General features: G+C 39.5%; 22 protein-coding genes, 1 other RNA gene and 2 pseudogenes. 12 read left to right on the forward strand and 13 right to left on the reverse strand.

Features of this window, described 5'->3' with window-relative positions; all coding sequences use genetic code 11:
- Positions 1-2 precede the first annotated feature (2 nt).
- Both F3G86_RS00415 and pyrE read right to left on the reverse strand, forming a co-directional pair.
- Positions 3-1,715, reverse strand: a complete 1,713-nt coding sequence (locus F3G86_RS00415) for a methyl-accepting chemotaxis protein (protein WP_411160676.1) — start codon at positions 1,713-1,715, stop codon at positions 3-5.
- Between the two features lie 185 nt (positions 1,716-1,900).
- Positions 1,901-2,509: an orotate phosphoribosyltransferase gene (gene pyrE, locus F3G86_RS00420; RefSeq protein WP_149722663.1), complete on the reverse strand. Its 609-nt coding sequence runs from the start codon at positions 2,507-2,509 to the stop codon at positions 1,901-1,903.
- 119 nt (positions 2,510-2,628) lie between these two features.
- Between pyrE and F3G86_RS00425 the strand changes: the two genes are divergently transcribed.
- The 5 genes from F3G86_RS00425 (at position 2,629) to thyX (ending at position 7,840) form a co-directional block, all read left to right on the forward strand.
- Positions 2,629-3,996: a Na+/H+ antiporter NhaC family protein gene (locus F3G86_RS00425; RefSeq protein WP_149722664.1), complete on the forward strand. Its 1,368-nt coding sequence runs from the start codon at positions 2,629-2,631 to the stop codon at positions 3,994-3,996.
- Between the two features lie 44 nt (positions 3,997-4,040).
- Complete coding sequence (locus F3G86_RS00430; protein ID WP_103601255.1) at positions 4,041-4,292, forward strand: hypothetical protein; 252 nt, start codon at positions 4,041-4,043, stop codon at positions 4,290-4,292.
- Between the two features lies 1 nt (position 4,293).
- Positions 4,294-4,590 carry a type II toxin-antitoxin system RelE/ParE family toxin gene (locus F3G86_RS00435; RefSeq protein ID WP_149722665.1) on the forward strand — a complete coding sequence of 99 codons (297 nt, stop codon included), beginning with the start codon at positions 4,294-4,296 and terminating at the stop codon, positions 4,588-4,590.
- 85 nt (positions 4,591-4,675) lie between these two features.
- Complete coding sequence (gene flgE, locus F3G86_RS00440) at positions 4,676-7,120, forward strand: flagellar hook protein FlgE (protein WP_149722666.1); 2,445 nt, start codon at positions 4,676-4,678, stop codon at positions 7,118-7,120.
- 90 nt (positions 7,121-7,210) lie between these two features.
- Complete coding sequence (gene thyX / locus F3G86_RS00445) at positions 7,211-7,840, forward strand: FAD-dependent thymidylate synthase (protein ID WP_149722667.1); 630 nt, start codon at positions 7,211-7,213, stop codon at positions 7,838-7,840.
- Positions 7,841-7,885: 45 nt separating this feature from the next.
- Here thyX and F3G86_RS00450 read toward each other — a convergent pair whose 3' ends face one another.
- From F3G86_RS00450 to ruvC, 6 genes and pseudogenes are all read right to left on the reverse strand, one after another.
- Positions 7,886-8,992, reverse strand: a complete 1,107-nt coding sequence (locus F3G86_RS00450; protein WP_149722668.1) for a DNA adenine methylase — start codon at positions 8,990-8,992, stop codon at positions 7,886-7,888.
- A 1-nt stretch (position 8,993) separates the two neighbouring features.
- Positions 8,994-9,509: an S-ribosylhomocysteine lyase gene (luxS, locus tag F3G86_RS00455; RefSeq protein WP_103620303.1), complete on the reverse strand. Its 516-nt coding sequence runs from the start codon at positions 9,507-9,509 to the stop codon at positions 8,994-8,996.
- A gap of 97 nt (positions 9,510-9,606) precedes the next feature.
- Positions 9,607-9,978, reverse strand: a pseudogene (locus F3G86_RS11050) (methyl-accepting chemotaxis protein); the annotation flags it as partial.
- A gap of 804 nt (positions 9,979-10,782) precedes the next feature.
- Positions 10,783-11,532: pseudogene (locus tag F3G86_RS11055) on the reverse strand (cache domain-containing protein); the annotation flags it as partial.
- Between the two features lie 105 nt (positions 11,533-11,637).
- Entirely contained in the window at positions 11,638-12,327 is a 690-nt protein-coding gene (locus F3G86_RS00465) for an MOSC domain-containing protein (RefSeq protein WP_149722670.1), read from the reverse strand.
- Between the two features lie 16 nt (positions 12,328-12,343).
- Positions 12,344-12,823 carry a crossover junction endodeoxyribonuclease RuvC gene (gene ruvC / locus F3G86_RS00470; RefSeq protein ID WP_087583362.1) on the reverse strand — a complete coding sequence of 160 codons (480 nt, stop codon included), beginning with the start codon at positions 12,821-12,823 and terminating at the stop codon, positions 12,344-12,346.
- A 122-nt stretch (positions 12,824-12,945) separates the two neighbouring features.
- Between ruvC and dnaA the strand changes: the two genes are divergently transcribed.
- From dnaA to F3G86_RS00495, 5 genes are all read left to right on the forward strand, one after another.
- A complete protein-coding gene (gene dnaA, locus F3G86_RS00475) occupies positions 12,946-14,256 on the forward strand; it encodes a chromosomal replication initiator protein DnaA (RefSeq protein WP_002940543.1) in 1,311 nt (436 codons plus the stop codon).
- 153 nt (positions 14,257-14,409) lie between these two features.
- Complete coding sequence (gene dnaN, locus F3G86_RS00480; RefSeq protein ID WP_002940662.1) at positions 14,410-15,477, forward strand: DNA polymerase III subunit beta; 1,068 nt, start codon at positions 14,410-14,412, stop codon at positions 15,475-15,477.
- 17 nt (positions 15,478-15,494) lie between these two features.
- Entirely contained in the window at positions 15,495-17,804 is a 2,310-nt protein-coding gene (gyrB, locus tag F3G86_RS00485; RefSeq protein ID WP_084041988.1) for a DNA topoisomerase (ATP-hydrolyzing) subunit B, read from the forward strand.
- An 18-nt stretch (positions 17,805-17,822) separates the two neighbouring features.
- Positions 17,823-18,419 carry a preQ(1) synthase gene (gene queF / locus F3G86_RS00490; RefSeq protein WP_012000960.1) on the forward strand — a complete coding sequence of 199 codons (597 nt, stop codon included), beginning with the start codon at positions 17,823-17,825 and terminating at the stop codon, positions 18,417-18,419.
- Entirely contained in the window at positions 18,419-19,654 is a 1,236-nt protein-coding gene (locus F3G86_RS00495; RefSeq protein ID WP_012000961.1) for an HD domain-containing protein, read from the forward strand. Before queF ends, F3G86_RS00495 begins: the two co-directional genes overlap by 1 nt.
- Here F3G86_RS00495 and ffs read toward each other — a convergent pair.
- Positions 19,641-19,738: signal recognition particle sRNA small type (gene ffs / locus F3G86_RS00500), an RNA gene on the reverse strand. The genes F3G86_RS00495 and ffs overlap by 14 nt on opposite strands.
- 113 nt (positions 19,739-19,851) lie before the next feature.
- Between ffs and F3G86_RS00505 the strand changes: the two genes are divergently transcribed.
- Positions 19,852-20,286, forward strand: coding sequence for a hypothetical protein (locus F3G86_RS00505; protein WP_149722671.1), 435 nt, complete (start codon positions 19,852-19,854; stop codon positions 20,284-20,286).
- Positions 20,287-20,649: 363 nt separating this feature from the next.
- Here F3G86_RS00505 and F3G86_RS00515 read toward each other — a convergent pair whose 3' ends face one another.
- Genes F3G86_RS00515 through purM form a run of 3 tightly spaced genes read right to left on the reverse strand, consistent with a single transcriptional unit; the run spans position 20,650 to position 22,344 of the window.
- The gene (locus tag F3G86_RS00515) at positions 20,650-21,069 is read right to left on the reverse strand and encodes an RDD family protein (RefSeq protein WP_149722672.1); all 420 of its coding nucleotides are present in this window, start codon (positions 21,067-21,069) and stop codon (positions 20,650-20,652) included.
- A 1-nt stretch (position 21,070) separates the two neighbouring features.
- Complete coding sequence (locus F3G86_RS00520; RefSeq protein WP_149722673.1) at positions 21,071-21,361, reverse strand: hypothetical protein; 291 nt, start codon at positions 21,359-21,361, stop codon at positions 21,071-21,073.
- The gene (gene purM, locus F3G86_RS00525; RefSeq protein ID WP_149722674.1) at positions 21,361-22,344 is read right to left on the reverse strand and encodes a phosphoribosylformylglycinamidine cyclo-ligase; all 984 of its coding nucleotides are present in this window, start codon (positions 22,342-22,344) and stop codon (positions 21,361-21,363) included. Before purM ends, F3G86_RS00520 begins: the two co-directional genes overlap by 1 nt.
- Positions 22,345-22,423: 79 nt before the next feature.
- On the opposite strand from purM, the gene coaE reads away from it, so the two are divergent.
- Positions 22,424-23,029: a dephospho-CoA kinase gene (gene coaE, locus F3G86_RS00530; RefSeq protein ID WP_149722675.1), complete on the forward strand. Its 606-nt coding sequence runs from the start codon at positions 22,424-22,426 to the stop codon at positions 23,027-23,029.
- Here the strand turns inward: coaE and F3G86_RS00535 are convergent.
- On the reverse strand, positions 23,016-23,639 hold the full coding sequence (locus F3G86_RS00535) for a DNA alkylation repair protein (RefSeq protein WP_149722676.1): 624 nt from the start codon (positions 23,637-23,639) through the stop codon (positions 23,016-23,018). The genes coaE and F3G86_RS00535 overlap by 14 nt on opposite strands.
- Positions 23,640-23,712 lie beyond the last annotated feature (73 nt).

The following is a 23,712-nucleotide window of genomic DNA, read 5'->3' on the forward strand; positions in this document are numbered from 1 at the left end:
TATCAGGTTCTAAATTTTGAAAGGCTAGTGTTTAGATTATCAGTCATCTTTGAAAGATGAGCAGCTGCAAGTGAGATTTCATCCATACTTTTTGAGTTTTGTTTTGAAATTTCATCGATATTTACGATGCCTTTTATCAGCTCTTCGACCTTATTTCCAGTCTCTATATAATCCCTCGTAGAGGTCTCATTTAAGCTAACAGTCTCGTTCATTAGCAGATTCATATTTTCTATTTTTTCATTTATCTGGGCTGATTTTTTGCAAAGCTCGCCAGCTTTTTTGGCATTATCGCCGATGGTATGGCTTGAGTTTGAGATCGCTTCAACGATTAAATTTATAGTTGCATTTATCTCGCTTAGGCTATTTTGCGTGCGTTCAGCTAGCTGTCTAACCTCATCAGCCACGACTGCAAAGCCACGTCCGTGCTCACCTGCGCGCGCTGCTTCTATGGCGGCATTTAGGGCAAGTAAATTTGTCTGATCAGCGATGTCATCAATGATATTTAAGACATCTTTTACATTTTTAGCTTGATCAGCTAGGCTCTTCATCGAGCTAGCAAGTGAAATTTCGCTATTTGCAGCCTCATCTACATTTTTACTAAGTCCCAAAACATCGTTTGAGACTTCATTTATGTATAGACAGGTTCTTTCAAGATTTTCTTTGCTCTTCTTAGCCTCTTCAAATGAGCTTTTTATCTCTTCTGACATGGTTTTTGCCATATTTGTCGTATCTGTGACGATTAGAGAAGATTTGTTGGTTAAATTTGTGGTTTGAGCTGAGGTTGAGGAGAGCTGCTCGGCGATAGAAGAGTTCTCATGCGCTAGGCCTTTAACACTCTCTATCACTGATCTTAGCTCGCTTGTTAGGTCATTTATCGAGCTTTTGATGTTTGAAATTTCATCTTTGCCACTAACTTCAAGCTTTTTAGTAAGATCGCCCTTGCCACTTTTTATCTCATCTGACATCTCGGTTAAATTTGCAACGATATTTTTTATAGGTTTGATGATCGCCCTACTTAAGATAAATAGCACGACAGCTATCAAAACAACCGTTATCAGGGCGCAAGCGATGATAAATGTTTTTGTATTTTGGCTGTTTTGCTCGTTTAAAACGGCCTTTGTCTTTTCTATCTCGTCCGCCAAATCATCGACATATACGCCACTTCCTAGCATCCATTTATATGGCTCAAAATTTGCAGCGTAGCCAAGCTTCTCCACTGGCTCCTCGCCCTCTTTTTTCGCCCAGCCAAATGTGACAAATCCACCGCCTTGTTTAGCCTTTTGGATGAGCTCTTTTATAAGAAGTAGCCCTTTTGGATCTTTTAGTCCGATCAAATTTTTACCAACAAGCGATGGCTTTTCAGGGTGCATCAAAACAACGCCGTCGTAGTCGTAGATGAAGATATAGCCAGTTTTATCGCTAAAGAATTTTAGCTTTGAGACGACTCTAAAAATTTCTTGTTTTATCTCATCGTCGCTTAGCCCTTTTTCTTTGCCGCCATTATAAATTTCACGCATCATTTGGTTGATCGTCTCAACGTCATCTTTTAAATTTTCTTTTCTGGCATTTACCAGTTCGTCGTAGGACTTATTTGTGAAAAACTGCGTTAGATCGCTTGAAAATTTGCTATTTAAAAAGATGAGCAAACAGCTGACAAGCAAAACTGAAAAAACAAAAGTGAGAATTATCTTTGTAGATATTTTCATAGCACACATCCTTGCATTTTGGGATCTCCTAAAAATTGCGTGCCATTTTATATATTAAAATCTTAATTATAAATTAACTTTTAAAATTTAAGGAAAAAAAGAAATTTTGATGAGAAAATTTATTCAAAGCCCAAAATAACGAATAAGTTACAAATATTATTATTTTAAGCTTTGAGCGTAAAATTTTATAAAATTTAGTTGCCTCTGCTTCCAGGCTTAATAGCCTTGCTACCGCCTTTGCAAAGCGGACAGTGCTCTGGCTCGTAAATTTCAAATTCAAAATTCCCCAAAGCGAAAAATGGCTTGTCGCTTGGCAGTTTTGCATTTGCCTTAGCTTCATTTCCTAAATTTGCAACCTTACAAAAGCCGCGGTTTGCAAGTGCGGCAAAGCCAACCACCTCGCCACCAAGGCTCTCTATCACGTGGGCTGCTTCAAGTGCTGAGCCGCCAGTTGTGATGATGTCTTCGCAAACTATAAATTTCTCGCCCTTTTTCACTTCAAAGCCACGCCTTAGGCTCATCACTCTATCAACGCGCTCAGTAAATATAAAGCGCTTTTTTGCCGCACGAGCTAGCTCATATCCAGCTAAAATTCCACCAAGTGCAGGAGAACAAACGCTATCAAATTTAATGCCAAATTTCTCTATCACAGCGGCAAGCTCATCTGCTAGCTTTCCCGCCAAAGCTGGGTCTTCAAGCACCTTCGCACTTTGCAGATAAAACTGCGAGTGGTTACCACTGCTTAGCAAAAAGTGCCCCTCTAAATATGCCCCAGCGTCCTTATAAATTTTCTCTAAATCCATCGCTTTTTCCTTTTAAAATTTGCCAAAAATCTTAACACATACCCACTTAAGCCACTCTTTTTAAAATTTAATAAGCCCCGCCCTTGTATAATTCTTGCACTCATACAAAAAGGACACACATGCTTCTCTTTAACCCTGTTGTTTTTAGCATTTTGGTGATGACGGTGCTATGTTTGCTGCGCTTTAACATCCTACTTTCTATCCTCATCTCAGCCCTTGTTGCTGGGGTTATGTATAAGCATGGTTTTAGCGGATTTGAAAGTGGTTTGGCAAGCGGTTTTGAGAGCTTTTTTTCGGCCCTAAAAGAGACCACACAAAGCCTCATAAGCGGCATGCAAGGCAACCTTGAGACCTCGCTGAGCTACATCTTGCTGGGTGCTCTCGCAGCTGCCATAGCAAATACAAATTTAACAGCCATTTTGATAAATGCAATGAGTAAATTTCTTAGCTCAAATAAGGTCATTTTTACGCTAACCATCGCATTTATCGCTTGTTTGTCTCAAAACTTGATCCCAGTTCATATAGCTTTTATACCTATCTTGATCCCACCCCTTCTTGCTCTTATGAATAAGATGGGTATAGATAGACGTGCGGTGGCTTGCGCTCTTACATTTGGTCTGCAAGCGCCTTATGTGAGCCTTAGCGTTGGCTTTGGTCTTCTTTTTCACAATATCCTTAAAAAAGAGCTAGCAAACAACGGCATAAATACAACTATCTCGGACATTTCTTCAGTTATGTGGATCGGCGGTGCGTCGATGTTAGTTGGCCTTATCATCGCTATTTTTGTCTACGGCAGAAAGAGAATTTATAAAACATCTAAATTTGAAAAAGCCGAACTTGACGAGATCGAGCGTGCAAAAAGCCTTGAGATGACTAAAAAAGAGTGGGCGGTCTTAGCTGGTGCGGTTGTCGCCTTTGTCGTGCAAATTTACACTTCGCTCTTGCCACTTGGCGCGCTACTTGGACTTTTGGTTATGGTCGTTTTTGGCGGGATAGAATATAAAAAAGTAGATAAGATCATGGATAATGGCCTTGCTATGATGGGCTTTATCGCATTTATCATGCTTGTTGCTGCGGGATACGGCACCATTTTAAGAGAGAGTGGCGGTATAGACGAGCTTGTGAAATACGCTAGCTTGGTCTCTGGCGGCAAGATAGGTGGAGCATTTTTGATGCTACTTATAGGACTTCTTGTAACGATGGGCATAGGCACTAGCTTTGGTACTATCCCTATCTTAGCCTCTATCTACGTGCCACTTTGCCTTAGTCTTGGCTTTGGTGTGCCAGCTATCATCTTGCTAGTTGGTATAGCAGCGGCTCTAGGCGACGCTGGAAGCCCAGCAAGCGACAGCACACTTGGGCCAACGAGCGGTCTAAATGCTGATGGTGAGCACAACCACATATATGATACTTGCGTGCCTACGTTTATATTTTTTAACATCCCACTAATCATCGGTGGCGTCGTAGGTGCGTTGATACTTGGATAAATTATGATAGATAAAAAATAACCAAAATTATGTAAGGAATAAAAATGATAGGTATGCTAGTTGCCGAAGAGACACCACAGATCACTCAAATTTTACAAAAAGCGGTTCAAGAGATAAAACGAATAAACCCTCATGCAAGGGTTGAATTTGTAGATTATAACGACTACTATATAAATAAAGAAAATGAACAAAATTTGAAAGAGCTGATTGCAAAGCATAGACGTGGCGAGCTTAAATATTGCACTCTTGATGATGTGATCGCTGAAACCGATGCCATAATAGAAGGCAAAATTTAAGATGAAAATTCTTTTTACAGATGATTTTAAAGAGAATTTAAAAGAGATATTAAAATTCATAAAACAAGATAGCAAGGATCGCGCATATAACTTTCGCGATAGTCTAAAAAACGAAATCATGAAAATCCCTGAAAGACCATACTCTTACAGAGAAAATCTAACTATGAAAGATACTCAAGTAAGAGACTTGGTCTTCAAGGGATATGTTGTTGTATTCGTCATAGATGATGGCAAACAAACTATCACTATCATATCAATCTATAAATACAATCTACCAAATTTAAAATATCCTCAGTAACTATTTTTTGCCGATATAAATTTTGGAACATCTTTTGCTTTAGAAAGATCATAAAAAATTTTAAAACGAGAAAAAGGATAAGCTCATGATGAGATCACTTTGGTCTGGTGTTTCAGGCCTACAAGCCCACCAGATAGCTATGGACGTAGAAGGCAACAATATCGCAAACGTCAATACTTATGGTTTTAAATACAACCGCGCAAATTTTGCTGATATACTAAGCCAAACTCCAAGAGTTGCTACCGCTCCACAAGGTCAGCTAGGCGGTCAAAACGCTATGCAAATAGGTCTAGGAACGACTATAAACTCAACTACAAGAATTTTCTCACAAGGCACACTAACAGCCACTGATAAGCAAACCGACCTTGCTCTTCAAGGAAATGGCTTCTTTGTTGTCTCTCCAGATGGCGGAACAACAAGATACTATACAAGAAACGGCGACTTCGTCCGTGATAAGGCTGGTAACTTTGTAAATAACAGCGGTTATATCGTTCAAGGCTGGACTAGAGATGATGAGACTGGCACTATCGACTCAACAGGTCCTATAAGCAACATCGTCATCAAAGAAGGTCTTACAACTCCAGCAAGAGCGACAACAGAAGTTAAAATAAAAGGCAACCTTGACTCAGGTAACAGCATCGGTCAAAGAAGCACGCCTATCTACGCACTTGATTCAGTTGCTGGCGGACGTGACTACAATAACGATGGAATTTTAAATGCCAACGAAGTTCATAACGAAAACGATACAAACAACGATGAATTTTATACAAACTCAAGAAACGAGCAAATTTTAACAGAACGTGGTGTCGATCTTGGCGTTACATTTGACGAGCTTGGAAACGGTCTTGCTCTAAGAGATGGTCAAGGTATCTGGGTAAGCTACGCAAATGCTAAGACTGAGAAATTTTCAGTAGGTAGCGCTCTAGCACAAAACATCGGTCAGATCAATCCACCAGCTACACTTGATATAACACTAAATGGACAAAACATCAAAACTCAAGCTGGCACAATGACAAGCATCAGTGACGTTGCAGCTGCTATCAACGCTCAGTACAACAAAACTGGTGTTAGAGCTGAAATTTCAGAGGGTAACAAACTAACGCTTATAAACAGAAATAACTCAGGTACAACCGAAGAGACAAAAAACATCCACCTAACAGTAAATGCTGGAAACACAGTTGGCGGTCTAGCTAGCAAAGATATTATAACAGCTTATCAATATGTCTATACAAGCTCACAAACAACAGCTGTTCATCCAAATAACGACAAAATCGCAAGACAAATAACAACAACAGAAGATCTTCGTGCTGCTATGCAAGAGGATGCTAGAAACCATGTTGATTATAATGGCGATGGTCAAATAAGAGCAAACTCTGACGCACTTGATGCAGCAAAACTTGCAACTGCCGCTCACAAGGTAGCCCCTGGTACAGGTGGCGCAGCTATAACAAATCCAGCCTATGCACTAGCATATAACAACGCTTATGCAGCAGCAGCTGGCACACCTGATCAAAAACACGCAGCAGGTGTTGCTGCACTTCAGGCAGTAGCTGGAGATGATACGAACGATGGCGTAAAGATCACTGTAAATAAACTAGGTCAATTTCAACTAGAAAACCCTACAAATGAAATAGCTGATCAAGCACTTTATATGACTACAACTGGTCTTACAAAACCAGCTCAAGGCACAAACAACGCAGCAGTAAATGAAAACGTTCGCTTTACAAATATCATGAAAGCACTTGATGGCGCACTAAGCCCAGGTCAAGCTCTAAGAGCGAGTGGCAAGATGATGATGTCAAGCCACGGCTCAACAGCTGAAATTTTTGACTCACTTGGCTCAAAACACACAGTTAGTATCAGATGGGCAAAAACAGGTACTACAACAGATGGCGGAACTGAGTGGAATATGATCATCCAAGTGCCAGAGCCTGCTAAGATAAACTACACAGGCGAGGGTCCAGACAACGTCGTAACTGGTTCATTGAGATTTAACTCAAACGGCTCACTCGCTAGCTTTCACCCAGCTACAATAACATTTTCAGCTAACAACGGCTCACAAAGTGGTCAAAATGTTAGTTTAAATTTTGGCTTGGGAACAGACTTTAACGGACTAACAAGCTTTGATAAAGACTCTTCAACTGAGTCTATCTCACAAGATGGCTACACAGGTGGCACGCTAAATGACCTAAAGATCGACGAAACTGGCACTATCATCGGTGCATTTACAAACGGACAAAGCTTTGGTCTAGCTCAAGTTGCACTTGCTAGCTTTACAAACAACGAGGGTCTTCAAAGTGAGGGCGGAAACGTCTTTTCACAAACTGCAAACTCAGGCGAAGCAGTCATCGGCGCAGCAGGCACAGGCGATAAAGGAACGATCGCAGCTTCAAAACTAGAAGCTAGTAACGTCGATCTAAGCCGTGCGCTAACAGATCTTATCGTCATCCAAAGAGGCTTTCAAGCAAACTCAAAAACGATCACGACAAGTGACGAGATGTTAAACACACTTCTTCAACTAAAACAATAACAAAGGGGGGCACTCGCTCCCTTTTAAATTTACAAATAAAATCAGCCTTCTTTTTGTAAAATGCTAAAAAATTTCACAAAAAGAGAAAATATGCAAGTAACACTTCTAAATCACACCCCGCTAAATATCTGCTCTCACGCGATCCGCACATGCTGGCAAAGCTTTGAAAAAGGCGATAATGGCGGCGAAAAAGATGTCGAGCTGATAGACAGGGTGGGTAATAAATTTAAACACGCTTCAACACTAGAGCATCTTTACTACAACTTCTACATCCAAGGCATCTCTCGCGCACTACTTCAAGAGCTAGCCCGCCACCGCATAGCAAGCCTAAGCGTCAAATCAACCCGCTACACGCTAAAAGAGCTAAAAAAGGAGGAGAAATTTGAAGTAGGGCAGTTTGAGCGTGCGGCTAAATTTATCGTGCTGATAAATGATGAAATGGTCGATAACGCGAGCATAAAAGCGCTTGAAAATTTACGTGAAATTTTAGCCTCAACCACAAAAAGCCTTGATATAGTTAAATACTGCCTGCCAGAGTGCTATAAAACCGAGCTTACATGGAGCATAAACGCTAGAAGCTTGCAAAATTTCATCTCTTTAAGAAGCTCAAAGTCAGCCCTTTGGGAGATAAGAAATTTAGCAAATGCTATCTACAACGCCTTGCCAAATGAGCATAAATTTATCTTTGAAAGGTGCTTGCCAGAGGATGAGCAAAACTAACAATTACGTTAGTGAGATTTAGAAGTGATGAAATGAGCGCTAAATTTACTTTTTCAAAACGTAAAGAAGTTCGTCTACGTGGATGTTTCTAGCTTTTAAATTTCTGCTGCCGCGGTAGGCATTATACTTTTGGCGCAGTAGATGAACTTTGCCCATTTTATTTAGGTTTTTATCAAATTCATCTTGGTTGATAAAGCCCTCTGAGTTAAATGAGATGAGCACAAATTTCGCCTTTAAATTTGCTATCAGCTCGAAAAATGCCTCGCTTGCTGACGATTTTTTATTAAAAACTGATCTGTTCCAGTCCTTTGAGATGCCTGAAACTTTTGAAATTTTACTTGGCTCAGTGTAGCTTGCGATGAGATTTAGCATGAAGTAGTTTGAGCCGTATGGATGCTGGTTATAAGGTGGGTCAAGATAGACTAGATCAAGGTTGCTAAGCTCTTTTGCCAGCAAATTTGCGTCCTTTTGATAGACCTCAAATGGCACGCTAAAATTTGAGAAAATTGGCTTAGTCAAATTTATATCAGAGGTGATCCTTGAGATGGCATTTTGCCCATGTCCTCCAAACTGACCGATGCCCTCTTTATTTTTATGAAAACCTTTAAAAATTCCACTCGTATTTGCATGCACGCTTGCATTATAAAGTAGTGGAGCTATGAAAAATTTTCTCATCTCCTCTGGTAACATCTCATCTATGAGCCTTCTTACGGTGTCGATGAATATGGCATTTTTTCTTGTGTAAAAGACCCGCTCGCCCCAAGCGATATTTTCGTCATCTTGTGGGGCATAAAGCCTTGTTATAAAGCCCTCATGAAGGCTATTTTTTATCTCTTTTTCAAGCTTTTTTTGCCAGAAATTTATCTCATCTCTTAGCTCATTTGTGGCGTTTTGTAGGTAGCATGAGTTTGTGATGAAGCTGTAAAGCTCCAAGTCGTTTGCGACTAGAAATTCACTATTTTGTTTTAAAAACCTAGCCACCACGCCGCTTCCACTAAAGAGGTCACAGCAGCTAAGCTTCTCTTTTTTAAGCTCGTCTTTTGCGTATTTTACGCCTCGCTCGATAAAGCCTAAAAGAGAGCGTTTGTTGCCAAGATAGGTTAAAATTTGCTCTTTTAGATAGGCTTGATTTTCTTGTTTTACTGGCTTCAAATCAGTGCTTTTTTAGTCCCATAGCATCAACGTCGAGCTTGATCTCTTCGTTGTTTATGATGACTAGACCCTGATCTAGAATTTTCTTTGCTATGGCGTGTGCTTCATCAAGTGAGTGCATCTTGTAAGTGCCACATTGAAATTTATTTAGCTCTGGGATCTTATCTTGATCTTTGACTTCTAAGATATCTTTCATCGAAGCAAGCCATGCCTTTTTTACAGCTTCTTCACTAGGTGTGCCGATCACGCTCATATAAAAGCCAGTTCTGCAGCCCATCGGCGAGATGTCTATGATCTCCACGCCGTTGCCATTTAAATGGTTTCTCATAAAACCAGCAAATAGGTGCTCTAAAGTGTGAGTGCCTTTTTCTGGCAAAATTTCCTCATTTGGCTTGCAAAATCTCAAGTCAAAAACGCTGATATCATCGCCCTTTGGGGTCTTCATACTCTTTGCTAGTCTAACTCCTGGGGCTTTCATCTTCACATGATCTACGCAAAAACTATCAAGTAGTGGCATATATTCTCCTTTAAATTTTTGGTAATTTTAGCGTAAAAAAGATTTAAAATTTAAAGGCCCACGTAAATTTACATGAGCCTAGTAGTATTTTTGGGTATTAAAATTTATTTTTTCTAACGTCTGTTAGTATGACCTTAGCCATGCCGTCTATCTCACTAGTTACGTCGTTTGTGTTACTAACAACGCTTCTATTTTCTTTTGTGACGTTATCTATCTGAGCGACACTTCTATTTATCATATTTATGCCCTCAGCTTGCTCTTTTATAGATTCACTCATCTCGTTGATTGACTGAGCAAGGACATTTGTATTTGCCTCGATCTCGCCTAGACTTTTTTGTGTCCTTTCAGCTAGTTTTCTAACCTCATCAGCCACAACCGCAAAGCCACGTCCATGCTCGCCAGCCCTTGCTGCTTCTATAGCGGCATTTAGGGCTAGTAAATTTGTCTGATCAGCGATGTCACGGATGATGACGATGATATTTTTGATCTCATCGCTTTGTCTTATGACGTCCCCTGTCTTTTGCGAGATAGCATTCATCGAGCTTGACATCTGCTCAACCGCAGCCGCGCTCTCTTGGATAGAGTCAGCTTGTTTGCTCGCACCTTCAGTTAAATTTCTCATAGACTCAGCAAGCATCGTTGCTTTTTCTTCTAAAATTTGAGCTTGATTTAGGTTGCTATTTAGCATAGCGCTTATAGCATCGCCTGCGCTATTTATGCCAACTATCATAGCTTTTAGATCAGCCTCTATGTCATCTCTTAGCTCGATCTTAGCGGTGTAGTCATTATTTGAGTAGGCTTTTAGGATATTTATGACGCTGCCTAAATTTTGACTGATAGAGCTAAAGAAGGTGTTTAGTAGCTCTTTTAGCTTGATAAGTGATGGGTTGTTTGGATTCTCACTTAGTTTGACGCCTAAATTTCCTCTTATCATGTTATTTGCAGCTACATTTAGCTCTTCAAGCATGGTGTTATCTTTCTTGATACCAGCTATGACTTTGTCGATATTTTTATTTATATCCTCGCTCATCACGCCAAATTCATCAGTTGTGTGGATGTCTAGCTTGCTTGGAGCGGTGCTGCTCTCATAAGTGATAAATTTAAATGTATCAGAAAGCTTCTCTTGGATAACTCCGATAGGTTTAAGCGAGCGTTTTAGTAGCACGAAAACAATGGCTGAGAGTATGACTATAAATAGCACTGCAAGCATTAGCTGAGCTTTTAAGATAGGCATAGTGTGGTTTGAAAATGTATCTGCACCTATGGCAACAGTTGCAAGCCAGCCATCATCGTTGATAGGTAAAATTTTAGCCGTTACATCTTGGTTTTTAGAGTTTTTATATGAGATCAGACCATTTTCGTCAAATTCTTTATTGGCATATTTTTCTGAGACGACCTTTGTAGCTGGCAAGATAGTGCCAACCTCTGAAACTACGTCAGAAAAGAGCATAGTGCCATCTTTTCTCATCACATAAGCATATCCGCCATCGCCAGTGTTGCCTATCTCGATGATCTTGTCGCTAACTTTTTTCACATCTACATCTATACCAGCAACGCCAACAAATTTACCATTTTTAGTAACAGGAGCAGTAAAACTCATAACAAGATCATTTGTAGAAGTGATCCTTGGCTCGGTATAAATTTCTTTATTTTTCTCTTTTGTGCTCTTATACCAGCCTCTAGTTCTTGGGTCGTAGTTATCAGCTACGGTTGTTCTTTTACCATCTGACTGAAAGAAGTGTCCGTCCTCATCGCCGTAATAGACATATTTCACCGCAGAGTTTGCGACCTTTTTTTCTAATAAGACAAAGTTCATTATCTCATCGCCACTTTGAGCGCCTTCAACTGCTGATGAAATTTTCTTGACGTATTCTAAATTTTCATCAAAAAAAGTATTTGCAACACTCTTTATATCTTTAAGGACTTGATCCTCTTTGCCACTGACAAGTTCAACGATCTTGTCCTTTGAAGTAAAATAACTAACCGCCGAGATAGCGCAAAACGAGATGATGAGTAAAACCATCAAGGCGAGTGCTATCTTATTTGTGATAGAACGAAACACCTCTGCTCCTTTAAATTTTGTTTGAAATTTATTTGTAAAACAAAATCGGAGCAAAAGTATAAATGTTTATAGTGTTCTCATAAATTCAGTGCTGTAAATTCCCTCGATGCGTCTTTTCATATCATCATGCCAGCCATTTGTAAGAGTGGTGAGGGCGTTAAATTTCTCAAGTAAATTTAAATTTTCATTTGGCGCGTAAAAGAGCCTATTTATCTCTAAAATGCTCATATGAACTGGGTCACTCTCTATAACCTCTATCGCGTCGCCTGCTTTGCATGAGCCTGGCGTAAGGACGCGGTAGTACCAGCCAGTAAGGCCTGTTTCAAAGATATGTGTCGCCATATTTTCATTGCCCCATCTTTTTGAGAGCTTAAAGCATGGCTTTCTAGGCTGCGAGACTTGAAGCACAAGTGAGCCCACCTTGTGGATATCGCCCACATAAACGCAGCTCTCATCAAGCCCATCAACGCATAAATTCTCTCCCATCGCCCCACAAGCTATGTTTTTTAATCCCAAAAATTTCTCCCACTCGGCGTAGTTTGCAAATGAATTTGCAAAGACCGCCTTTTCAGGGCCGCCGTGGTGCTTCGTATCAGCGACGCTATCGCCCTCAAAACCAAGCTCATTTGCGAAAATTTCGCCATTTTGAGCTACTTTAAAAATAGCTGAGCTCCAAGGTAAATTTAGCTTATCAGTTGCATTTTGCGAGCCGTAGTTTTTCACATCTCCTATTAGTAAAGCTTTTAGTGTTGCCATATTTTTCCTATCAAATTTAGTTTATTCTTAAATTATTCGCGTGAGTTAGCGCGATCGCGATCGCATCGGTGATATCAAGCGGTTTTATCTCTTTGTTTATGCCTAAAATTTTCTTCACCATAAAAGCCACCTGCTCTTTGTCAGCCTTTGCCTTGCCAGTGACCGTTTTTTTTACTTGAAGTGGCGTATATTCGGCAAAGTCACCATGAAGCTGCAAAATTTTAAGACTAAGTGCCCCGCGAAACTGAGCGAGCTTTAAGACCGTTTTTGGGTTATAAGCAAAGAAGATGTCTTCTATCGCAACCTCGTCAAATTTATGGTTTTTAAAGATGAGATCAAGCCCCTCGCAAAGCTCTGTTATTTGGTATTGAAGCGTATTTGGCTTTATCTTTATAAGCCCAGCTTCAAGAAGTATAGTTTTAAATTTACTCTTTTCAAGTATCGCGTAACCGCAATTTTTCGTGCCTGGATCGATTCCTAAAATTTTCATCACAATCTTTTCAATACTTTTTCACGACTTTTTCACGCCGTGAAAAAGTTTGTCGGAGTTTAACAAAGGTTTTATTAAATTTAAGATAAAATCGCTAATAAAATTAATTACTTCAAAAGGGTTTAAATTTGCTAGCAGACGAGATTTTAGAGCTTTTACAGACAAAAATATCAGCTAATGAATTTGACTGCTACATCAAACAATTAAAATTTAACGAAAAGGCTTCAAACGAAGATTTTATAGTTTTTAACGCCACGAGTGAATTGATGGCTAAATTTATAAAAACTAGATACGCCGAAAAGATCGCCTACCTTTACGAAGTAAAAACCGGCAAAAAGCCAGAAGTCGAGATAACTAGCCAAACAAAGCTAAAAAACATAAAGCAAAACCAAGTAAATGTAAAGCAGATCAAGGCACAAAGTAGCATTTTAAACCCTGGATATACATTTGAAAATTTTGTCTGCGGCGACTCAAATCAGTTTGCATTTCTAAACGCAAAAGCAGTCGCGGACAAGCCTGGCGTGCTTTACAACCCACTTTTTATCTATGGCACAACTGGCCTTGGCAAGACGCACCTGCTTCAGTCAGTTGGCAACTACTGCCTAGATCAAGGCAAAGTCGTCATCTGCGTCACAAGCGATCAGTTTATGATTGATTTTACTACGCATCTAAATAGCCACTCGATGACTAAATTTCGTGAGAAATACCGAAACTGCGACGTTTTACTAATAGACGACGTGCAGTTTCTTGGCAAGACCGATAAAATTCAAGAGGAGTTTTTCAACACCTTTAACGAGCTCATCGCCAAAAAAGGTCAGATCGTCATGACCTCAGACCGCCCAGCAAAGATACTAAAAGGCTTTGATGAGAGGCTAAAGTCTAGGTTTGAACAAAGCATAATGGCTGATATCACGCCGCCTGAGCTTGATACAAAGATAGCTATCATCATCAAAAAATGTGAATTTGACAAAATTTATCTAAACAAAGAAGTGATCGACTACATCGCTACAAACATGGGCGATAATATCCGTGAGATCGAGGGCGCTATAATAAATTTAAACGCCTATGCAAGCTTGATGAGAGTTGAGATAACGCTTGAATTTGCTAAAAATACACTAAAAGATCTCATCAAAGAAAAACATGAAAATATAAATTTAGAGACCATTATAGAGATCGTAAGCAAAGAGCTAAACATCAAGCCAAGTGATATAAAAAGCAAGTCAAGAGTGCAAAATATCGTCGAGGCTAGACGCATCATCATCTACCTTGCAAAGATGCTCACTACAAATTCAATGCCACAAATTGCAAACTATTTTGGTATGAAAGACCATAGCGCCGTTAGTCACAACATAAAAAAGATAAACGAGCTCATGGAGAGCAACGAAATTTTCAACCTCAGAGTGACTGAGATAAAGAATAAAATTTTAACAAAAGGATAAAAACAGAATGAAATTCGTGAATAAATGTGAAGAAATGAAAAATTCTTTTCACATTTTAAATAACGATGCTGGCGTGAGAAAAGATGGTTTTCACACTTTCACGCTACCAACTAATACAACAAAAAGAAAATTAAAAATAAGAGGGAGTATTTAATGAAGGTTTTAATAAACAAAAACATGCTTGAGAGCATAGTAACAAACACTAATCCATATCTCGAAAAAAGAGATCTTAGTGCTATAACTTCTCACATCTATATCTCTGCAAAAGATGGAGTTTTAAACATAAAAGCGACTGATCACGAGATAGGACTAGCATATAAACTAAGCAACGCAAAGATCGTTGATGAGGGCTATGCAACAGCAAATGGTAAAAAGCTACTTGACATCATCAAAAGCCTAAAAGATGAAGAGGTAACGCTTGAAACTGTCAATAACTATCTTTACATCAAGCAAAAAAACTCAAAATACAAACTTCCTATGTATAAATTTGAAGACTTCCCAGAGTTTCCAAACATCAATGGCAAGGCTAAATTTGACATAGATGCCATAATGCTAGGCAGAAGCTTAAAGAAAATTTTACCTTGCATCGATAGTAACAACCCTAAATTTGAGCTAAACGGCGCCTTACTAGACATAAAACAAAACTATATAAATATAGTCGGTACTGATACAAAAAGGCTAGCTGTATTTAAATTTGCAAATGAAGCGAGCAATGAGTTTTCACTGATCATACCTAAAAAAGCGATAAATGAAATTCAAAAGCTATTTTTCGACAAGATAGAAATTTACTATGATGAAAACGTCCTCATCGCTCAAAGCCAAAATTTTGAGTTTTTCACAAAGCTGATAAATGGCAAATTCCCTGACTATGAGCGCGTTATACCAAAAGATATTGCAATAAGATTTGAGCTAAGCAGAGATAAGATGGTTGAAGGCATTAAGACTATCTCGATGCTAAGCGATCAGATGAAGATAACTTTTTCAAAAGAGAGCATCACATTTGAGAGCATCATAGAGGACAACTCAGAAGCAAAAACAATGATAGAATTTCAAACAGGACTTGAAGAAGATATCAGCATAAATGTAAAAAATAGAAATTTAATAGACTTCTTACAAAGCATAGAAGATGAGAAATTTGAGTTTGGATTTAAAGATAAAAATTTACCTTTCGTTGTTAGCTCAAAAGAGCTTCTAACGGTTATAAGTCCATTAAATATATAAGTTAAAAAAGGTTTATGATGGAAAATAATTACGGCGCAGAAAATATTAAAGTACTAAAAGGGCTTGAGGCGGTTAGGAAGCGCCCAGGCATGTATATAGGTGATACTAACATAAGCGGTCTTCACCACATGATCTACGAAGTCGTTGATAACTCTATCGACGAAGCGATGGCAGGATACTGCGATACGATAGATGTTGAGCTTACACGCGAGGGCTCAGCGATCATTAGCGATAATGGCCGTGGTATCCCAGTAGATATGCACCCGACTGAGAAAATTTCAGCTGCGACTGTTGTTTTAACTGTGCTTCACGCTGGTGGTAAATTTGACAAGGACACTTATAAGGTCTCAGGCGGTCTTCACGGCGTTGGTGTATCTGTCGTAAATGCCCTTTCTAAAAAGCTAGTCGTAAATATCAAACGCGATGGCAAGCTTCACAGACAAGAATTTGCAAAAGGTATCCCACAAAGTGATCTTGAAGTGATAAAAACTACAAACCGCACAGGCACGCAAGTCGAGTTTTGGCCAGATGATAGCATATTTGAAGTGACTGAATTTGATGATGAAATTTTAGTAAAAAGATTTCGCGAGCTAGCCTATCTAAATCCAAAGATAACTATAAATTTCAAAGATCAAAGAAATGGCAGAAGCGAGAGCTTTCATTTTGAGGGCGGACTTGAAAGCTTTGTAACTGATATGAATAAGGCAAATGCTGTCAGCAAAGCGGTCTCATTTAGCGGCGGCGAAGATGATGTTATGGTTGATTTTGCGCTGCTTTATAATGACACTTATAGTGAAAATTTACTAAGCTTTGTAAATAACATCAAAACTCCAGATGGCGGTACGCACGAGGCTGGCTTTAGAGCGGGCCTTACAAGAGTTATCACAAACTACGTTCAAGCAAATGCTGCTGCACGTGAAAAAGATACAAAGATAACTGGTGAAGATATCCGCGAGGGACTTATCGCAGTTGTGAGTGTAAAAGTACCTGAGCCGCAGTTTGAGGGACAAACAAAGGGCAAACTAGGTTCAAGCTATGTAAAACCTATCGTTCAAAAGATGGTTTTTGACGTGCTTACAAAGTATTTTGAAGAAAATCCTATCGAAGCAAGAGCGATAATGGATAAAGCTCTAATGGCTGCTCGTGGTAGAGAAGCTGCTAAAAAAGCTAGGGATCTAACTCGTAAAAAAGAGAGCATGAGCGTAGGCACGCTCCCTGGCAAACTAGCTGACTGCCAGAGTAAAGACCCAGTAATTAGCGAGTTATATCTAGTGGAGGGCGACTCTGCGGGCGGTTCAGCAAAACAGGGACGTGATAGAGTTTTTCAAGCGATATTGCCGCTTAAGGGTAAAATTCTAAACGTTGAAAAGGCAAGACTGGATAAAATTTTAAAGTCTGACGAGATAAAAAATATGATAACAGCGCTAGGCTGCGGCATCGGAGATGAATTTGACGCTGAAAAGCTTAGATATCATAAGATCATCATAATGACCGATGCTGACGTCGATGGTAGCCACATCCAAACACTTCTTTTAACTTTCTTCTTTAGATTTTTAAATAAAGTTGTAGAAAACGGCCACATCTACCTAGCTCAGCCGCCACTTTACCGCTATAAAAAAGGTAAGAAAGAAATTTATCTAAAAGATGAAAAAGCATTAAACGAATTTCTTATCGAAACTGGCATCGAGGGCGTTGATATAGAGGGCATTGGCAGTGCGGATTTGATTGATTTCTTAAAGATCGTTGCAGCTTATAGAAGCGTCTTAAAAGAGCTTGAAAAACGTTTTAACGTCCTTTCAGCGATCCGCTATATGATAGAAAATCCAGACATCGTTTCAAAAAGCTACAATGAAATTTTTGAAATTTTAAGAGACTTCTTAAAAGCTGAGGGTCACAACATTCTAAACCACTACGTTAGCGATGATGAGGTTAGAATTTATGTCCAAACTGAAAGTGGCCTAGAAGAGCTTGTGGTAAATGAAAATTTATTTACAAATCCACTCTATGAAGAGGCGCTTTACATCAGCCAAAAGATAAAAGAGCGCGGCCTAGACTTGCATAGCGACGTTATAGATGTGCTTGATGAAGTAGAGAAAAATGCGAAAAAAGGTGCATATATCCAGCGCTACAAAGGTCTTGGTGAGATGAACCCTGAGCAGCTTTGGGAGACTACGATGAACCCTGAGAACAGAAGACTTTTAAAGATCGATATAAACGACGCTATAAGCGCTTCTGACACGTTTAATCTCTTTATGGGCGATGAGGTCGAGCCAAGAAGAAACTACATCCAAGACCACGCAAAAGACGTTAAACACTTGGATATATAAAAGAAAAAAGGATAAAGAATGAGCGAAGAGATGAAGTATGGTGAGAAAATTTTAAAAGAATTTGACGTAGAGAGTGACCTTGAGGTCTGGGAAAATAAGCAAACAAGGGACTATGTCATAAAGATCACTCTGCCTGAGTTTTGCTGCCTTTGCCCTCGCTCTGGTTATCCTGACTTTGCGACCATATACCTTGAGTATATCCCAAATAAGCTAGTTGTTGAGCTAAAAGCGATAAAGCTTTATATAAATAGCTTTATGAACCGCAACATCAGCCACGAAGATAGTATAAATGAAATTTACTCTGTTTTAGAGAAAAAACTTGAGCCTAAATTTATGAAGATAGTTGGTGACTTTAACCCACGTGGAAATGTCCATACGGTTATCGAGATCAGCTCTGATCTAGTGGTAAAAAAGCCAGCTGAAGAGAAAGAATACGCTCCAAGAAGTAGGGAGAGAAGCTTTAGTGACAAAGCGCGTGAGAGACGTAGCAGAGGCAGCAGAGATGATAAATTTAAAAAAGATGACAAGCCAAGAAGAAGCTCAAATAAAGAGGGCTTTAGAAAGATAAGCTACGCCGATGATAAGAAGCCAAAAGTAGTCAAAAAGGATAAATAATGATAAGTGCTAAGCTTATAGAACATATCTTTAAAGCAGCATCTATATCACGTTGGAACGACTATCCAAAGATGACAAATTTAGTTGAGCTTGACAAGCAGGCTCATAAATTTATCATCGCTTATTTTATAGCAAAACAAGAGCAAGACGCCGATATGAACTACATCATAGAGGCTGGAATTTTTGAGTTTTTAAGCAGGGTCGTAGTCACAGACATACGCCCTGACGTCTTTCACCACATCCAAAAGACAAAAAAAGAGCAGATAAATAGTTGGGTTTTAAGTAACCTTGAGACGCTCATCTTAGATATCGAAGGTGGCGAGTTTTTAGAGAGATTTAAAAACCACTATAAAAACGACAAAAGCCACGAAAAAGAGCGCCTTATACTAAAAGCAGCTAGCTATCTTGCCACGAGGTGGGAATTTTCTATCGTCTATCAAACGAGCCAGTTTTTAAGCGACATCGACGAGCTTAAGGCGAAGGTTGAAGAGGAGATGGAGGATTATTACGAGTTAATTGGCGTTAGAAAGATCGCTATAAACCAAAAACTAGCCCGTCTTGTTGATCTAAGTGGCAGGCTAAGGTTTCAAAAGCGCTGGGCACAAACGCCTCGCATCCCTGAAACTGCGGTCTTAGGACATATGCTAGTTGTTGCGATACTTAGCTACTTTTACTCACTAAAAGCAAAAGCTTGCAAAAAACGCTTGGAAAATAACTTCTTTTGCGCGCTATTTCACGACCTGCCAGAAAGCCTTACACGCGACATCATCAGCCCTGTAAAATACGGCGTAAAGGGGCTAAATGAGATCATAAGCGAGTATGAGATGAGGCTTATTGATGAGAGGATTTTGCCATTTGTGCCTGAAAAGATCAGAGATGAGTTTAGCTACATCCTTGGTATCAGAAAAGATGGCGAGAAATTTATAAAAGATGAGTTTGAAAATAGAACATTCGAGCGCAAGATCATCTGCCACGAAGGGACTATGGAGAACGTAAATGAGGATAAATTTAACCCGATCGATGGCAAAGCGCTAAAATACTGTGACAAGCTCTCAGCCTACATCGAAGCTGGAATTTCCATAAGCTACGGCGTCAAGTCTAAAGAGCTAACTGACGGCTTTAATAATATGTATAAATTTTTTAGTGAAAAACCTAAGATCGATGGAGTGGATTTTTTAGAAATTTGCGATGATTTTAATGAGCATTTTGGTTTAGAAAGACCCCCTCTCAGATGACTGCGGCACACACTTAATACAAGTGCTCTGCTGTGTTCCCACCCTGAAGCGGTGCTCATAAAAAGCATTGCACAGGTCTAAGAAGGAGCTTCGCAATCATACAAAAACTATACTTAAATTTAGTTTTATAGTTACATTTTTAAAAATTTAGCTTTAAAAGTATATAATCTCACATAAATTTCACCAAAAGTAGGGCAATGTCAGGAAAGATCAAGCTTCGTTTTTTATCGGCTTTTAGGGATTTTTTCATCTATCATCACAAGTCTTTAGAGTTTCGTGCAAAAATTTTTGCTGCTATGATTTCAGCTAAATTTGATCCAGACGAAGATGATTTTTCCATCTTAAATGACATCGTAAATGAAATTTATGAAAACGATCAGACTAGAAAAGACTTCTTAATCCAAACCGTTAGAGAGTACGTCGCAAGGGTCAAAAGAAGCGACAGGATCACGCTTGACACGCTTCTTTTAAGCATAGATAAAGATATGAAAGACCACAAAAGATACGCTAAAAAGATAGACTTTTCGCACCTTCGCCGCTTGATGAGTGGCTGCGAGGAGGAAATTTTAGTGCAGCAAAGGGTCTATGAGTTTTTGATAAACGAGGTCAAACTCTACTCACAAAGCGCTTAAATTTCATCATAAATTTAATCAAAATTTTCCGTGGCTTGTAGCTAAATTTTCTCGTTTCTGACCTTGTTTTTTCTATTTAACTCGCTAGTTTAGGCGATTTATGACTAAAAATTCGAAACAAAACTTCATAAGCTAAATTTACATTGATAAATGTGCATTATTTTGTGATAAAGCTGTTGCTAAGATAAAAAATAAGCGCATAGATTAGTCTGCTTTGTAACTTCTTAGTGGCGCTTGCTTGCTACCTTGCAAAGGCAAGAGATATAGGGCTTTTTAAAGAGTATATTTGTCAGGTCATAAAAGAGAGTATCGACACAAAGCTAGGCACAAAAACCGCCTACTTTGGCACGGAGCTAAATAAATTTAAACTGCTTTTTGCACTGCGGCTGAGTGAGTGATGATATCGTGTAAATTTAGCTTGTCTTTTCTAAAAAAACAAAGGCAAAGTCCGATGATACTAAAGCCAGCAAATGCAAAGCAAATTTGGCGCAAGATCGCGTGAAAAAGGCCTAGTTTTTTGCCAGTTTGTAAATTTATGAGATAAATTTCTTGCGCTTTGTAGCCCGGAGTTTGTGCCTTTATGCTAAAAAATAGACACATTATAAATGAGATGAGGCTATTTGCGCCAAAGATCGCAAGCTGGTTTTGCAAAAACGCCTCTTTGCCGTCAAGCAAAAGGTAGGTCGTGGCGTAAAGTATCGGCATACCGATAATGAAAAGATCGATGATAAAGGCCTTTACTCTAGCCCAGATCGGTGCGATTTTTGCCTTTTGCTTTGCCAAGTTATTTTCCTGTGTTTATGTAGATACGGCTAAATTTCTCCCAGTCATATAGGTAGATAAGGCAGTCAATCACCTCGCAGTTTTCATCGTAAAGATCGCCGTCCTCGCCGTTGTCTTGCATGATAGGCAGCATGCCTGATCCTCTCGAGACCTCACACCAATACTCATAAAAATCAAGCTTTTTGATATCGCTCTCTAGCACGCCAAACATGCCTAAAAACTGATAGACACTAAGGTCAAAAAAGCTCTTATTTTTGGTTTTTTGCAGGCGTTTTACACTATTTGTGTGCATCAAACTAGCTCAACGCCTTTGCCACTTACCACTTCGCCGATCACGTAGCCATCGCTATTTGCTAGCACAGCATCTACGTTTTCTTTAGGCACAACAAGGATCATGCCAACGCCCATGTTAAATGTCCTCATCATCTCGCTATCTTCTACTTTTTGAGCTAGGATTTTAAAAATTTCAGGCGTTTTTATAGCGCTTTTTTGCACCTTCGCGCCAAGTCCAGCAGGGAAGACGCGAGGCAAGTTTTCAACTATGCCACCACCCGTTATATGCGCCATCGCTGTGATCTTATCTTTTAATCTTAAAAAGTCGCTCACGTAAATTCTAGTTGGCTCAAGAAGCACGTCGATTAGCTTTTTATCGCCAACTTTTTCATCAAATTTTAGCCCAAGCTCGCTTACTACTTTTCTTGCAAGAGAGAAGCCATTTGAGTGCAGGCCGCTGCTAGGAAGTGCGACTAAAACATCACCAGATTTTACAAATTTACTCCTGTCGATCTCGTCAGCCTCGGCGATACCCACGGCAAATCCAGCAAGGTCAAAGTCGCCTTTTTCATACATCGATGGCATTTCGGCTGTCTCACCGCCTATCAGCGCGCATTGCGCCTTTTTGCAGCCATTTGCGATACTTTTTACCACCTCTTTGGCGCTTTCTATCTCAAGCTTTGCAGTCGCGTAGTAGTCGAGGAAAAAGAGTGGTGTGGCGAAGTTACAGATGAGGTCATTTACGCACATTGCGACTAGATCCTCGCCCACACCGTCAAATTTCTTAGCGTCGATAGCTAAACGAAGCTTCGTGCCAACGCCGTCGGTCGCGCCTAAAATGGCTGGATTTTTATATCCGCTTGGCAGTCTGACCGCACCTGAAAATGATCCGATGCCGCCTATGACGTTTGGTGTTTGCGTAGATTTTACGAAAGGCTTGATCGCCTCAACAAAGCTATTTCCAGCATCTATATCGACTCCGGCATCTTTATAACTTATCATTTTCGCCCTTTTGGTTATTTTTTAAAACTTTAGCCAAAAGTTGCTAAAATTGTTATCAATTTTCAAAAATGGAGCGACTTTGCAGAAATTTCCAAACGCCTACGTCATCACAGGCTCGATCGCCAGTGGCAAAAGTACGGTTGTAAATTTACTAAAAGAGCGAGGTTTTAGCGTGATAGATGCGGACTTGATCGCTCACGAGCAGCTTGAAATTTGTAAAGGCGAGATCGTGAGAGAGTTTGGTGAGCAAATTTTAGATGAGGCTGGCAAGATAGATCGTAAAAAGCTTGGTGCTATCGTCTTTCGTGAGCCAAAAAAGCTTAAAAATTTAGAGCAAATTTTGCATCCAAAGATAAAGGCTGAAATTTTTTTCAAAGCCTCGCAGCTTGAGCGCTTGGGACAAGTTTATTTTGTCGATATCCCTTTGTTTTTTGAAAAAAAAGAGCGTTATGCTGAGTTTAAAAATGTAGCTGTGATCTACGCGCCAAAAGAGCTTTTGCTAAGCCGTATAATGAGCCGGAACGCTCTAAATTTAGAGGATGCAAAAGCTAGAGTAGAGCTTCAGATGGACATCGAGCAAAAGAGAGAAATGGCAAATTTTCTTATCGATAATAGCAACGATAGGGAGAATTTAAAGCTTGAGTTAGAGAAATTTTTAAAGCAGATCGGCGCTACTGCGTTTTGATAAATTTACTAGCAAATTTATATGTTTGCATGGTCTCTTTACTACCCAAATCCCAGCTATCAAGCTCGGCTTTTACTAAATTTGGAAATTCCTTGCTTATATCTTTTAGGGCATTGCCAACCGACTTTCTAAGATACTCGCTCTCGTCTTCTTTTAGGCTGGCAAGGCGCCTAATGGCCTCATCTGGGTTATCTTTAAAATAAGGCCTACTAGTCCATATCCTAAGGCCCTCTGTTACGGCTCTTTTTGCATTTGCGTTGCCATTTTTTAGCCACTCATCGATGACAAAAAGTGCCTGCTCGTAGCCAACTTTTTTACAAAACTCATCAAACGCCTTTGCTAAAATTTTTTGAACTCGCCAGTTTTCATCTTTTGAGACTTCATCTCTCATAAACGCCAAAATTTCTTCACTATCTGATAGGTGCCCAAAGAGAAAAACCGCATACATCCGCACTTGATAGAGCTTCGAGCTGTATGCTAGACGTGCCAGCTCTTTGCAGCGCTCAGCTCCCTTTGCTTTATAGTCAGCCAAAGCCCTACTTTCTTGCTCTTTAAAGCCATTTTCTATCAAAGAAAACTCTTTTTCTAAATTTAAGATGTAGCTCTTCAAAACAGCTCCTTTAAATTTATTAAAAACTCTTACCTAAATTTTAGTAAAATCACGCAAAAAATAAAAGGACGGA

The organism is Campylobacter concisus (assembly GCF_902460595.1).
Taxonomy (GTDB): Bacteria; Campylobacterota; Campylobacteria; order Campylobacterales; family Campylobacteraceae; genus Campylobacter_A; species Campylobacter_A concisus_BL.

Excerpts from the sequence above, each read along its gene's own strand:
- F3G86_RS00415 (WP_411160676.1), bottom strand. The coding sequence starts at position 1,715 with ATGTGTGCTATGAAAATATCTACAAAGATAATTCTCACTTTTGTTTTT.
- pyrE (WP_149722663.1), bottom strand. The coding sequence starts at position 2,509 with ATGGATTTAGAGAAAATTTATAAGGACGCTGGGGCATATTTAGAGGGG.
- F3G86_RS00425 (WP_149722664.1), top strand. The coding sequence starts at position 2,629 with ATGCTTCTCTTTAACCCTGTTGTTTTTAGCATTTTGGTGATGACGGTG.
- F3G86_RS00430 (WP_103601255.1), top strand. The coding sequence starts at position 4,041 with ATGATAGGTATGCTAGTTGCCGAAGAGACACCACAGATCACTCAAATT.
- F3G86_RS00435 (WP_149722665.1), top strand. The coding sequence starts at position 4,294 with ATGAAAATTCTTTTTACAGATGATTTTAAAGAGAATTTAAAAGAGATA.
- flgE (WP_149722666.1), top strand. The coding sequence starts at position 4,676 with ATGATGAGATCACTTTGGTCTGGTGTTTCAGGCCTACAAGCCCACCAG.
- thyX (WP_149722667.1), top strand. The coding sequence starts at position 7,211 with ATGCAAGTAACACTTCTAAATCACACCCCGCTAAATATCTGCTCTCAC.
- luxS (WP_103620303.1), bottom strand. The coding sequence starts at position 9,509 with ATGCCACTACTTGATAGTTTTTGCGTAGATCATGTGAAGATGAAAGCC.
- F3G86_RS00465 (WP_149722670.1), bottom strand. The coding sequence starts at position 12,327 with ATGGCAACACTAAAAGCTTTACTAATAGGAGATGTGAAAAACTACGGC.
- dnaN (WP_002940662.1), top strand. The coding sequence starts at position 14,410 with ATGAAGGTTTTAATAAACAAAAACATGCTTGAGAGCATAGTAACAAAC.
- gyrB (WP_084041988.1), top strand. The coding sequence starts at position 15,495 with ATGGAAAATAATTACGGCGCAGAAAATATTAAAGTACTAAAAGGGCTT.
- queF (WP_012000960.1), top strand. The coding sequence starts at position 17,823 with ATGAGCGAAGAGATGAAGTATGGTGAGAAAATTTTAAAAGAATTTGAC.
- F3G86_RS00495 (WP_012000961.1), top strand. The coding sequence starts at position 18,419 with ATGATAAGTGCTAAGCTTATAGAACATATCTTTAAAGCAGCATCTATA.
- F3G86_RS00505 (WP_149722671.1), top strand. The coding sequence starts at position 19,852 with ATGTCAGGAAAGATCAAGCTTCGTTTTTTATCGGCTTTTAGGGATTTT.
- F3G86_RS00520 (WP_149722673.1), bottom strand. The coding sequence starts at position 21,361 with ATGCACACAAATAGTGTAAAACGCCTGCAAAAAACCAAAAATAAGAGC.
- purM (WP_149722674.1), bottom strand. The coding sequence starts at position 22,344 with ATGATAAGTTATAAAGATGCCGGAGTCGATATAGATGCTGGAAATAGC.